The sequence below is a fragment of the Moraxella sp. ZY200743 genome (assembly GCF_050885545.1).
GTDB classification, from domain to species: domain Bacteria; phylum Pseudomonadota; class Gammaproteobacteria; order Pseudomonadales; family Moraxellaceae; genus Moraxella; species Moraxella haemolytica.
Window position 1 is genome coordinate 2,087,247 of sequence record NZ_CP091313.1, and the last position, 12,220, is coordinate 2,099,466.

The 12,220-nt window shown below is 45.1% G+C and carries 12 protein-coding genes; 5 read left to right on the top strand and 7 right to left on the bottom strand.

Annotated features, from left to right (window positions below):
- Window positions 1–7 precede the first annotated feature (7 nt).
- The 5 genes from L3D27_RS10180 to parC all read left to right on the top strand — a co-directional run bounded on the left by L3D27_RS10180 (window position 8) and on the right by parC (window position 6,043).
- The gene (locus tag L3D27_RS10180; protein WP_432481117.1) at window positions 8–1,810 is read left to right on the top strand and encodes a DUF294 nucleotidyltransferase-like domain-containing protein; all 1,803 of its coding nucleotides are present in this window, start codon (window positions 8–10) and stop codon (window positions 1,808–1,810) included.
- Window positions 1,811–1,819: 9 nt separating this feature from the next.
- A complete protein-coding gene (locus tag L3D27_RS10185) occupies window positions 1,820–2,467 on the top strand; it encodes an exonuclease domain-containing protein (RefSeq protein WP_284673550.1) in 648 nt (215 codons plus the stop codon).
- A gap of 141 nt (window positions 2,468–2,608) precedes the next feature.
- A complete protein-coding gene (locus L3D27_RS10190; protein ID WP_284673551.1) occupies window positions 2,609–2,893 on the top strand; it encodes a 4a-hydroxytetrahydrobiopterin dehydratase in 285 nt (94 codons plus the stop codon).
- 97 nt (window positions 2,894–2,990) lie between these two features.
- Window positions 2,991–3,668: a thiaminase II gene (gene tenA, locus L3D27_RS10195; RefSeq protein WP_284673552.1), complete on the top strand. Its 678-nt coding sequence runs from the start codon at window positions 2,991–2,993 to the stop codon at window positions 3,666–3,668.
- A 137-nt stretch (window positions 3,669–3,805) separates the two neighbouring features.
- A complete protein-coding gene (gene parC, locus L3D27_RS10200; RefSeq protein WP_432481118.1) occupies window positions 3,806–6,043 on the top strand; it encodes a DNA topoisomerase IV subunit A in 2,238 nt (745 codons plus the stop codon).
- Window positions 6,044–6,156: 113 nt separating this feature from the next.
- Here parC and L3D27_RS10205 read toward each other — a convergent pair whose 3' ends face one another.
- The 7 genes from L3D27_RS10205 to mltG form a co-directional block, all read right to left on the bottom strand.
- Window positions 6,157–6,468 (bottom strand): NGG1p interacting factor NIF3, encoded by a 312-nt coding sequence (locus L3D27_RS10205; protein ID WP_284673554.1) that lies wholly within the window; start codon window positions 6,466–6,468, stop codon window positions 6,157–6,159.
- A gap of 102 nt (window positions 6,469–6,570) precedes the next feature.
- Window positions 6,571–7,287, bottom strand: a complete 717-nt coding sequence (gene purC, locus L3D27_RS10210) for a phosphoribosylaminoimidazolesuccinocarboxamide synthase (RefSeq protein WP_284673555.1) — start codon at window positions 7,285–7,287, stop codon at window positions 6,571–6,573.
- Between the two features lie 50 nt (window positions 7,288–7,337).
- Window positions 7,338–7,613 carry a hypothetical protein gene (locus L3D27_RS10215; protein WP_284673556.1) on the bottom strand — a complete coding sequence of 92 codons (276 nt, stop codon included), beginning with the start codon at window positions 7,611–7,613 and terminating at the stop codon, window positions 7,338–7,340.
- 35 nt (window positions 7,614–7,648) lie between these two features.
- Window positions 7,649–8,560 (bottom strand): 4-hydroxy-tetrahydrodipicolinate synthase, encoded by a 912-nt coding sequence (gene dapA / locus L3D27_RS10220; RefSeq protein WP_284673557.1) that lies wholly within the window; start codon window positions 8,558–8,560, stop codon window positions 7,649–7,651.
- 109 nt (window positions 8,561–8,669) lie between these two features.
- On the bottom strand, window positions 8,670–10,055 hold the full coding sequence (locus L3D27_RS10225) for a trypsin-like peptidase domain-containing protein (RefSeq protein ID WP_284673558.1): 1,386 nt from the start codon (window positions 10,053–10,055) through the stop codon (window positions 8,670–8,672).
- Window positions 10,056–10,296: 241 nt separating this feature from the next.
- Complete coding sequence (gene tmk / locus L3D27_RS10230) at window positions 10,297–10,935, bottom strand: dTMP kinase (protein WP_284673559.1); 639 nt, start codon at window positions 10,933–10,935, stop codon at window positions 10,297–10,299.
- A gap of 40 nt (window positions 10,936–10,975) precedes the next feature.
- Window positions 10,976–12,112, bottom strand: coding sequence for an endolytic transglycosylase MltG (gene mltG / locus L3D27_RS10235; protein WP_432481119.1), 1,137 nt, complete (start codon window positions 12,110–12,112; stop codon window positions 10,976–10,978).
- Window positions 12,113–12,220 lie beyond the last annotated feature (108 nt).

The window sequence follows — 12,220 nt, forward strand, 5'->3', positions numbered from 1 at the left end:
AGTCGTGATGAATCATGCATTAAACCACCTATTCGCCCCACCGTTTGATGTCCTAACTGACGATGAACGAAAGTCGCTCACCAAAAAAAGCCAAATCGTCTATTTGCCCGAAAATACCGCCATCAATGATGAATGGCGTGGCGATTTATTCATCGTCATCAAGGGCAAGCTGACCCAGTACCAAGATGACGAGCTAATAGCAGGCTTAAACATGGGTGATTGGTTTGGTCTTGCGGATAAAAACGGAGCATTGTTTAAGGTTATCACCCAAGAACAAAGCCTGCTGTATCGCCTAGATGGGGCAACCATCAATAAAATCAGCGAACATAATGACCACTTACGCACCTTGCTGTTTGATGACCTATCCACCCGTAAATCCAAACAAGAAGCTCGCCTTGCTCACCACCAAAACCAACAGATGCTCTATCGCAGTGTGATGAGTATTGGCGAACACATCAAACAGCCAAATTTCATCGATGCCAACGCCACCTTGTATGATGCCACCTGTGCCATGATGGCAGTTGATGCCAAGCACATTTTGGTCAGTAGTGAGCATGGCACAGGAATATTCACCCAAGCTGATGTCTGCCGTGCCATCATGGATAAGACGGACTTTACCAGTACATCTGTCTGTGCCTACAGCCAATTTAAACTTACCACCATTCACGAGACGCACGATTTAAGCGAAGCACTCATCACCATGATTGGCAAGCGAATACACCGCCTGCCCATCGTCAATGATACAGGAGATATCATCGGCGTGATTGGGCAGACCGAGCTTTTAAATTATCTGACCAATCAATCCCAACTCATCACACAGCGTATTGACCAAGCAACAACACTGCACGAGGTGGCTCTTGGTGTAGAGATGATTGGCAAATTTATCCGTCATCAAAACCAAAGTGGCATGAAAATCCATGTTATCGGTCGCATCGTCCAGAGCCTAAACGCCCATGTCTTTGCCAAGGTATGGCAATTGATTGCCCCATCTCACATCATTGCTAATAGCTGTATGATTGTCATGGGTTCAGAAGGTCGTGGCGAGCAGGTCATGCGTACCGACCAAGACAACGCTCTGATTGTGCGTGATGGTTTTATTGATGACACCTTACCAAACCATGCTCGTGCATTTAATGATGCTTTATATCAACTAGGCTATCCCTACTGCGATGGTGGTATCATGATGAGCCATGACACTTGGCGACAGTCACTTAGCAACTTTAAGGCTCAAGTAACCACATGGGTTGCTACGCCCAACGGTGAATCTATGGTTCATCTTGCCACCTTAATAGACGCTTACCCTGTGTGTGGCGATACGACATTATTTACCGAATTAAAATCACATTGGCAACACGCCATCAAACACGCCCACACCAATTTTATCAACCGCTTTGCTGCACCGACCATTCAGATGGCAGGCGGAGCAACTTTTTGGCAAAAATTTACAGGCGGTGCAGACAGCGACATTGACCTAAAAAAAGCAGGCATCTTTCCCGTCGTACACGGCGTGCGTAGCCTTGCCCTAGAATATGGCATTGATGAAACCAGCACCCGACTACGCCTAAAGCACTTATCTTCGCTTAAAGCCATTGATGATAAAACCGCCCAAAATCTCATCGAAGCCTTAGAATTCTTTTTATCAAAACGCCTTGAAGTCGCCCTAACCACCGATGATAAGTCTGCTCGCAAGGTCAATCCAAATACCTTATCATCACTGGAGCGAGACCTACTCAAAGAAAGCCTGTCAGTGGTCAAATATTTTAAAGGATTTATCACTCGTCATTATCGGCTTGATGTCTTTGTGGGATAGGAGAGCATCATGTTTGATTTTTTAAACAACCTACTAGGCGGTCAATCGTCTCAATCTAAAGACCCAAAATATGCTCATCTAGCCGCCCACTTGACTGGAAAACCGCCTGCTGATGAATGGGTATGTCTGGATTTGGAATTGACAGGGTTAGACCCAAAAAACCATCACATACTAAGTATTGGTGCGGTCAAAATATCAAAGGCTCATGACACCTTTGTCATTGATACAGCAAATGCCCTATCCATCATCTGCCGTCCACCCATCATGCCAAGCACGAACAGCATCATCGTCCATCACCTTCGCCCTTGTGATGTCAAAAATGGTGTCAGTACCGATGAGATGATAGCGTGTTTATTGCCCTTTATCGGCACTCGCCCCATTATCGGCTTTTGTACCAGTATGGATGCTAAATTCATTAACGCTTTAATCAAACCAAGGCTCGGCAAAAAACTGCCCAACACGCTCATTGATGTTACCCAACTTGACCAAAAACTTAGACAAAAAACCAATAAAAACAGCGATTTACCGATTGATAAACGGCACTTAACCGAGCTTTTGCAAGCCTATCAGATTCCCATCTTGCCTGCACACGATTCACTCAATGATGCCTTAATGACTGCCATGTTATTTTGTCATTTAAAAAGTAAGTTGGGCTAAATCAGACAAGGAAAATCAAGGCGGATTGATGATATCCAACCAACCCTATGCCAACACATTCCGTCAAAAATCTGCTCGCATTTGCGATGAAATATGCTAAACTAACAAACAGTTCTATCACACCTTTAACGAAGGAATCTCATGAGTAGTCTTACCTCAGACCAAGTCTCCCTACAATTAGAAGGGCTACCTAACTGGCAACTAGAAGGTCATAGCTTGGTACGCACCTATGAATTTAATGATTTTGCTACTGTGGTGGCATTCATTGTAAAAATCTCATTCCACGCCCAAGAGCTAGAACACTACCCACAGTGGGAAAATTGCTACACCACCTTAAAGGTACGCATTGGCAATCCTGAGCGTGGTGCGGTAAGAAACCGAGATGTGCAGCTTGCCAAACGCCTAGAAGCAGCTTTTATTGCCTAAATTTCAACCTTAAAAAGCCAAGCCATCTTGTTTTTTTAGTTCTTGGTGGGTTTTACGCCCACCGCATCCCCCTTAACCAATCAACGACAGGACGGTCATGCAACCATTTAGCCAAACCCTGTGGCAAGAAAATCAGGCTTTGTACGAAGCCACCTTAAATTTGCCTTTTAATCAAGAGCTGGCAGCAGGCACGCTATCTACAGAGGCTTTTAGCCATTATGTCATCCAAGATGCCCACTATCTGCTCGCCTACGGTCGTGCTTTAGCGGTGTGTGCTGCCAAAGCCTACGAAGCTGATGAGGTGATTTTATTTAGCGAGGCTGCCAAAGTTGCCATTGTGGTTGAACGCTCACTACATGATGGCTTCATGCAAAGTTTTGGCATCAGCCGTGAGGATTTTTTAAACACGCCTTTAACGCTGGCTTGTCATCATTACACCTCCTATCTCATCGCCAGTGCTTATGCTGACAGTTATCCTGTGGTATTGGCAAGTTTATTGCCATGCTTTTGGATTTATGCCAAAGTTGGACAAGACATCTACGACAAATCCGCCCCAAATAACCCCTATCAAGCATGGATTGATACCTATGCAGGCGAGGATTTTCATGAGGCGGTCAATCAAGTGATTGCAGTCATTGATAAGGTTGCCACCCATGCCGATGCCGATACACTGAGTAAGATGCGAACCGCCTATACTTATGCCGCCAAACTAGAATGGCTATTTTGGGACAGTGCTTATCATCAGACCTGCTGGCGTGGGCTAGATATCATCTAAAATTAACATCAGCTTAAGATGGATTTACCCCACAAAAAGCCCATAAGGCTGTCTGGGCTTAGATGATTTTAAAGCAAAGTTAGTAAAAATTTGTTAAAATAGCGGTTATTTTTTGATTACAATGACCGCTTTTTTGTATGACCACAGACAACCAAACCAACTTTGACACTCGCTCCATTGCTGAATTTACCGAATCGGCATACTTAAATTACGCCATGTATGTCATCATGGATAGAGCTTTGCCACACATTGCTGATGGACTAAAACCAGTTCAACGCCGTATCGTCTACGCAATGAGCGAACTTGGATTAAAGCACACCGCCAAACCCAAAAAATCCGCTCGTACTGTCGGCGATGTGTTGGGTAAATACCACCCACATGGCGATTCGGCGTGCTATGAAGCAATGGTGCTTATGGCACAGCCTTTTAGCTATCGCTACCCTTTGATTAGCGGTCAAGGCAACTGGGGTTCTGCTGACGACCCAAAATCTTTTGCCGCCATGCGATACACCGAAGCTAAGATGAGCGACTATGCAGGAACTTTACTATCTGAGCTTGAACAAGGCACGGTAGATTGGGTGGATAATTTTGATGGTTCTTTAAAAGAACCAGCCACACTACCTGCACGCCTGCCCAACATTCTACTAAATGGCACAACAGGCATCGCTGTCGGCATGGCAACCGATATCCCGCCGCACAATCTCGTTGAGACGGTTAAGACCTGCATCAAGCTACTAAAAAACCCAAATCTATCCGTGCGTGAGCTATGCAAGACACTCATCGCCCCTGACCTACCAACTCGTGCTGAAATCATCACCTCAAAAGATGAGCTTATCAGTATGTATGAACAAGGTCGTGGTAGCTATAAGATGCGTGCCACCTATCACATCAACCCAAAAGAAAAAAACATCGTTGTGATTGACGCTCTGCCATATCAGGTCTCAGGCAATAAAGTCATCGAACAAATTGCCAAGCTCATGACAGACAAAAAACTACCATGGATAAATGACATCAATGATGAATCTGACCACGAGAATGCCTGTCGCATCGTGCTTGAATTGAAAAAGGACAGACTAGATATTGATAAAATCATGAACCACTTGTTCGCCATGACCGACCTTGAAACCAGCTTTCGAGTGAACATGAATGTGATTGGTGTCAATGGCAAACCACAAGTCAAAAACCTAAAAGACATCTTATCTGAGTGGCTAGACTGTCGTCGTGGCGTGGTGATTCGCCGTCTTGAGCATCGCTTGGCGAAGATTGATAAACGCTTGCACATCTTAGCAGGTCTACTGATTGCCTACCTAAATATTGATGAAGTCATTCACATCATTCGCACCGAAGACGACCCAAAACTTGAGCTAATGAGTCGCTTTGGTCTAACCGACATACAGGCTGATGCCATCTCGGACATCAAATTGCGTCAGCTTGCCAAACTAGAAGAAATAGAACTCAATGCTGAAAAAGCTGCCCTTGAAGCAGAGCGAGCCATCATCGCCGAACAGCTTGCCAATCCAAAGCGTCTGACCGCCCTACTCATTGATGAACTGACAGAAGACATGAAAAAACACGGCGATGCTCGCATGTCGCCTGTGGTCGAGCGAGCTGAAGCCACTGCCCTAAAAGCGACCGAACTTGTACCTAGCGAATCGGTAACGGTTGTACTATCAAAAGCAGGTTGGATTCGCATGGCAAAAGGTCATGGCATTGATACCAGTACACTAAACTATCGCTCAGGCGATGAATATCAAGCCTCAGCACAGGGTAAAACAAATGACAGACTCATCTTACTTGATAGCACAGGTCGTAGTTACGCCCTAGATACCATCAACCTACCGTCTGCTCGTGGACAGGGTGAGCCTATCACCAGTATGCTAAACCCACCGGCAGGAGCGAAGATTGAGCAGGTTTTGTTTGGTAATAAAGACGACAAAGTGTTGCTTTCAAGCTCGGCAGGTTATGGTTTTGTTGGACAGTTTGGTAATTTTGAAACCAATCAAAAGGCAGGTAAGTCCATCATCAACCTGTCTGATTCCACCCTTCTGCCCATCAACACCATCAAAAAAGATGACACACTTGTTGCTGCCTTATCTAGTACCGGTCATTTACTTGTGTTTGAATTATCCGATTTGCCAAGCCTAACCAAAGGCAAAGGCAATAAAATCATGGGATTAAAACAACAAGACGGCGAGACGCTCATCAGTTTAGTTAGCTTAAGTGCATCAGACAGCTTAGCCATCCATGCAGGCAAACGCATCTTGACCATCAAGCCTGCCGACATCGCCGACTACATGGGCAAGCGAGCTGGTCGTGGCACTCGCTTGCCAAGGGGCTACTGGAGCGTATCTGGCATGAGTCGCATAGAAGAGTAATCTAGGCTTTGTAGTAAAACACCCATACTTGCTTTAAGTATGGGTGTTTTACTACACAATCCATGTAGACTGCTTTTTGTCATCTTAGATACATTTGCTTTTGGCACATTCAGCTATATTTCTACCAATTCATATACATCATAAGCAGGCATTTCATAGGGGTGAGCAGATTTGTAAGCAGCAACGACCGCAGACAGCTTGTCATTAGGGACAATCGTCTCAACCCTCCATTCACTCACATACTCAATTTTATCAATCTCGCCAATGGCAGGTTTCGCCCCTTTTAAAGGCTTAAACTGACCCATGCCCAAGATTTGCCATGAGCAGTGGCTATATCCATCAAAGCACCCTGCCCCTGCATTAAATACAGCAGTCTTGACTTTTTCTAAATCATTCTCTGGAATATATCCGATGAACTTATACATCCGCCACCTATGTGCCAAACAATGTGTCAATGGTCAATGCCACATTGCTAATAGCAATGGGCTATACCAAAAGAAAAACCCAAGACAACTTGGGTTTTTATATTAACCTTCCAAAGGCACACCGATACGCAAGGCAACCTCTTCGTAGCCTTCAACAACATCACCCAACCCTTGACGGAAACGGTCTTTGTCTAATTTTTTCTTGGTTTCTTTATCCCACAGACGACAGCCATCTGGAGAAAACTCATCGCCAAGCACGATGCGACCATGGAACAGACCAAACTCCAGTTTAAAATCGACAAGCAACAAACCTGCGTCATCAAAGATTTTTGACAGCACCTCATTGACTTTATGGGTCAGCGTCTTCATCTGCTCAAGCTCATCAGCAGTGGCATAACCCAAAGCAATGGCGGTTGACTCTGAGAGCATTGGGTCGCCTAAGGCATCATCCTTGTAGAACAGCTCATAAGTCGGTGGCAACAGTGGCAAGCCTTCTTCTAGCCCCAAACGCTTCATCAGACCACCGGCAGCATAGTTACGCACCACGCACTCCACAGGAATCATTTTTAGGCGTTTGACCAATACCTCATCATCCGACAGTTGACGCTCAAAATGCGTCTCAACCCCTGCCTCGCTCAGCTTTTGCATGATGAATGCGTTAAAACGGTTATTCACTCTGCCTTTGCGGTCAAGTTGGGCGATTTTTTCGCCATTGAATGCGGATGCATCATTACGAAAATGCAAAATCAGATAATCCTCATGCTCCGTCTCATACACAGACTTGGCTTTACCAGTATATAGCAGGGCTTGTTTTTTCATGGCGACTCTCGTAAAAATTAAGATTTAAAATACGCAATCAGACCAAACGGTTATTGGGCAGATTGGGTGGGTGGCTTTGGCAATTCAAACTGCTTACCTGCTGCATTTTTAAAGCCTGTATCGCCTTGCTGATTTGGGGTGGGATACAAAGGGGTAAATGCGGCGGTCTGTTGGTTCGCTGGTAGTTTGATGGGTGGTAGTTTTTGGCTGGCTTGATAATGCAGACTGCCATCATCACGCTTACTTAGCAAGTCCTTGATACTTGTACAGCCTGTCGTTGCTACCACAGCAAGCATAACAGCTGTTGTCATTTTAATCATATTCATAGTTTAACCTTTTTTAGTTGCTGTCTGAGCGTCTATCAAAGTACAGTTGCTTTTTTTAATGCTTCATCAATAACAAGCTGATTTTGCTTTGATAACCAAACAAGTGGCAGGCGAATACCTGTATCAATCTTGCCCATCTTATGCAGGGCATATTTGACAGGCTGCGGACTTGATTCACAGAACAAATCTTTATGTAGATGTTTAATGATATCATGAATTTTGGTCGCTTGCTCAAAGTCGCCTGCCAATGCCAATTCAAACACCTGACTCATTGCCTTAGGTGCGACATTTGAAGTAACCGAGATGTTGCCCTTAGCACCGTGCTTGATGAGTTCTAATGCTGTTGGGTCATCGCCTGACAATACCACCATATGCTCACCGACCGCCTTGACCAATGATGCTCCACGCTCTACGCTGCCTGTAGCGTCCTTAATGGCAACAATGTTTGGTAGCGTCATCAACCGCTCAACCGTCTCTTGGCTAATGTCCACGATGGTGCGACCTGGCACATTGTACAGCACCTGCGGAATATCCACCGCCTCACTGATGACCTTATAATGCTGATAAATACCCTCTTGGGTTGGCTTATTATAATAAGGGGCAACCAATAACGCACAGTCTGCACCTGCTTCTTTGGCAGCAGTAGTCAGCTCAATTGCCTCAAGGGTGTTATTCGCCCCTGTTCCTGCAATCACAGGCACACGACCTGCTACATACTTCACAAAAAAACGAATGACTGCAATATGCTCATCCATTGACAAAGTTGCCGATTCGCCTGTCGTACCAACAGCAACCAATGCGTGCGTCCCTTCATCAATCTGCCAATCAATAAGTTTGGCAAGTGCATCATAATCCACCGCACCATCTGCCGTCATCGGCGTAACCAGTGCTGTAATAGAACCTCTTAATTTTGATTTGATGTCCTGATAAATATCTGTCTTTGTCATAATAAAGCCAATTACAATTACTAAAATCAATCACTAAAATAAGCCTAGTTTATCATACTTAATTTAGCTTTTGATGGATTTTTTTAGATTTATTTTGCAAATTTTTATATCAATCAATACGCATACCGATGATGGCAGGCGTGCCTTGTCTGATGAACTGCACAGGGACGATGCCTTGTTTTGGCAGGCTTTGTACAGCAACCGCCATCTCATCAGCATTGGTGGTTGGCTGATTATTCAAAGCAAGAATCACATCGCCTGCTTGTATGCCTGCGCGTGCTGCAAGACCCATTGGGCTGACCGCAGTAATCACCACCCCACCTGCCACGCCAACACCATTTAAAAGACGCTGTTCGGCAGGGGTTAGCTCTTTTAGACGAAGCCCTAGTTTTACGCCTTGGCTTTGGTGTTTACCACCTGCCGAGACATCGCTGGGTGCTTCAGCGAATATGCCTTTGGCGACAAATTTTTGATTACCTCTTTGATAGGTAAGATTAAAATGATCTTGTGGCTTGGCACGATTAAACAGATTTAATAATTCAGCAGCGTGTGCGATGGGTTTACCATTAAAAGCAAGCACCAGATCCCCCGCCCGAAGCCCTGCTTCTTCTGCAGGTGAGTCTGCCAACACACGGGTTAATAACGCCCCCTGTGGTCGTGCCAACCCATACATCAATGCCAAATTACGATCGACATCTTGCACCACCAACCCCAACGCAGCACGGCGTACTTTGCCATGATTTTTTAATTGTTCATAGATATGCAAGGCAGTATCAATGGGTATGGAAAACGACAAACCCATATAACCGCCTGTATCGCTAAAGATGTGTGAATTGACACCAATCACCTCACCTTTTTTGTTGAATAAAGGACCGCCTGAATTACCCTGATTTAGTGCGACATCTGACTGAATAAAAGGTGTGGTCGCCTCTGGAGTCATGTTGCGTGATTTGGCAGAAACAATGCCTGCCGATGCTGAATAATCAAAGCCAAAAGGCGAACCAATGGCAAGCACCGGCTCGCCCACACGCACCTCATCGCTTGATGCGACCAAGGCGGGGAAATGACTCCCTGCCACTTTTAGTACAGCAATGTCCGACGCCTCATCAGAACCAACAAGCACCGCATCTAGCTCCGTACGGTCATTTAGGGTAACGGTAATGCTGTCCGCCCCTTTGACAACATGATGATTGGTTAAGAGATAACCATCTGTCGTAATAAAAAAACCTGTGCCAAACCCATGTTCAATGGCAGGCAGTACCCCACGCTCGCCCAGATGCTCACGCAACACTCGAGCTTGTGGGCTAATCATATCATCTTCACTCACAGATCTGGTCGTAGAGACACGCACCACACCACTTGAGACTTGCTCCACCAAATCAGCAAAGTCCACCTGTACCACAGCTTGAGCAGACGGCACAACAAAGACATAGGGGGTCGCTGCCATTAAAGAAAGTACCGCACCCACAAGAGCAGACTTAACAAATATACGCATCTAATTATCCTCTTTTGATGGCACCTACTGACGACATCAACTCAAAATAAGAACCTTTCTTAGCCGTCTTCATGATTTAAAAACGCCCCAGTATCTTAAAAATACGCCCAGCCGTCAAGTCATCCTTATTAGTAAAAAAGTTGCCAACCCAGTAACAAAGTTACACAAAATTTGGTTACGCAAAATCCGATTGCACAAAATTTAGCCAAAAGCATTTTTAGATAAAAAAATAGGCTATTGATCAATCCGCCCCAAAACAATCCCCCATCGCCTGACGGATACGCTCACCCACCTCATCAACACTGCCATTGGCATCAACACGGCGAATACGGCTAGGATATTTGGCGTATTGATGTGCCAAACCTTGATACACTTTATCAAAAAAACTCGTATCCAACGATTCAAAACGGTCAGCTCGGCTACGCTTAGCAGCACGCTGCATACCTGTTAAGACATTCAAATCAAGCCATAAAGTAACATCAGGCAATCTGGGTACAAAATGAGCAATCATCAGCTCAATCTTAGCAAGTGCCTGCTCATCACCACCAAAGCGACCAAAACCCTGATACGCTACCGTACTATCAATGAATCGATCACATACCACCCATTTGCCCGCATCTAGGGCAGGCAATATCGTCTTATGCAGATGGTCGGCTCGAGCAGCAAACATAAGTAGTAGCTCGGTATCATCATTTAAGGTGCTATTCTTGTCCAACAAGATACCACGAATGATCTCCGCCACATCCGCCCCACCTGGCTCACGAGTACGCACATACTCAATACCAAGCGTATCAAGATGATGACAAAACCCATCAATCGCAGTGGTCTTTCCCACGCCTTCTGTCCCCTCAAAGCTGATGAATTTTGGCAGATGATTCATGGTTTATCCTCGTGTGATGTGATTGCACTAACTTGACTTGTTATCGGCTTTGCTTTGCCATGGCTGCACGATATTCAGCGACAGCACGATTATGCTCATCAAGTGTACGGCTAAACTTATGACCACCTTTTCCTGTTGCCACAAAAAACAGCACATCGGTCGCCTCAGGATTCATGGCAGCATCAATGGCAGCCTTAGATGGCAGGGCGATGGGAGTCGGTGGCAGACCGTGGATTTGGTAGGTGTTGTAATCGGTTTTTTCTTGAATGTTAGAACGGTAAATTTTACCATCATATCGGTCAAACAGCCCATAAATGATGGTTGGGTCAGTTTGTAATCGCATATTTTTACGCAGGCGGTTGATGAACACCGCTGCTACCTTGTGTCGCTCATCAGCAAATCCTGTTTCTTTTTCAATAATACTTGCCATGATGAGTGCTTCATAGCTATTATTATAAGGCAGACCCTGCTGACGATTCTCCCACGCCGCTGCCAGTGTTTTTTGTTGGTCATTATAGAGTTTTTGGAGAATCTGGCGGTCGGTTGTGCCACGGTCAAAAAAGTAAGTGTTGGGAGAAAATTGACCTTCCAAATTCCCATTGACTGCAGTAATGCCCAACGCCTTTGATACCGCTTCATTATCACGGCGTACCTCTGCCCACGAGTAGCCATCTGCCCTAGGGGTTAGAACTTCAAGCGTGATACCATCAGTGTTTTTTAGGGTGTGGTATAAATCTTTGACGGTCTTACCTTCAATAATCTGCACCTTGACCGTCTGGGCTTTTGTTCCTTGCACCAAGATACTCAACGCCTGCCTTAGGCTTGCCCCTGCAGGAATTTGGTAAACCCCTTCTTGTAGCGGTGTTCGTACAGCCAGTTTTAGATATAGCTTAGCAAGTACACCAGATGATAGAGATGAAGTTTGCCACTTATCCTCCGCCAACAGACCATAATAAGTATCGCCTTTTTTAACCTCTAGCATCTTTGCTGGTCTATCAGACTTGGCAAAAATGCTGGCATATACAACCACCGCACACCAAATCAATAGAGCCAAACTTACCAATCTTAGCCCCTTACCCTGTTTTGGTTTGGCGGTGTTTTTTCGGTGTCGTGTCGGTCTTTTTGGGGTAGATTTTTTTGAGTTGAGTTTTTTTGTGGACTTGGGCGATTTTGTCATGGTGGTCAATGGCTTATCAAGGACTAAAGTTGGCTACAGACTTAATATAACAGAAAATATCAACGATTACAGGGTAAGAACAACTGGGACAATAATCAAAAATAGCAT

Bases quoted from the DNA above. Each gene is read 5' to 3' on its own strand.
- L3D27_RS10180 (WP_432481117.1), top strand. From the start codon at position 8: ATGAATCATGCATTAAACCACCTATTCGCCCCACCGTTTGATGTCCTA.
- L3D27_RS10185 (WP_284673550.1), top strand. From the start codon at position 1,820: ATGTTTGATTTTTTAAACAACCTACTAGGCGGTCAATCGTCTCAATCT.
- L3D27_RS10190 (WP_284673551.1), top strand. From the start codon at position 2,609: ATGAGTAGTCTTACCTCAGACCAAGTCTCCCTACAATTAGAAGGGCTA.
- tenA (WP_284673552.1), top strand. From the start codon at position 2,991: ATGCAACCATTTAGCCAAACCCTGTGGCAAGAAAATCAGGCTTTGTAC.
- parC (WP_432481118.1), top strand. From the start codon at position 3,806: ATGACCACAGACAACCAAACCAACTTTGACACTCGCTCCATTGCTGAA.
- L3D27_RS10205 (WP_284673554.1), bottom strand. From the start codon at position 6,468: ATGTATAAGTTCATCGGATATATTCCAGAGAATGATTTAGAAAAAGTC.
- purC (WP_284673555.1), bottom strand. From the start codon at position 7,287: ATGAAAAAACAAGCCCTGCTATATACTGGTAAAGCCAAGTCTGTGTAT.
- L3D27_RS10215 (WP_284673556.1), bottom strand. From the start codon at position 7,613: ATGAATATGATTAAAATGACAACAGCTGTTATGCTTGCTGTGGTAGCA.
- dapA (WP_284673557.1), bottom strand. From the start codon at position 8,560: ATGACAAAGACAGATATTTATCAGGACATCAAATCAAAATTAAGAGGT.
- L3D27_RS10225 (WP_284673558.1), bottom strand. From the start codon at position 10,055: ATGCGTATATTTGTTAAGTCTGCTCTTGTGGGTGCGGTACTTTCTTTA.
- tmk (WP_284673559.1), bottom strand. From the start codon at position 10,935: ATGAATCATCTGCCAAAATTCATCAGCTTTGAGGGGACAGAAGGCGTG.
- mltG (WP_432481119.1), bottom strand. From the start codon at position 12,112: ATGACAAAATCGCCCAAGTCCACAAAAAAACTCAACTCAAAAAAATCT.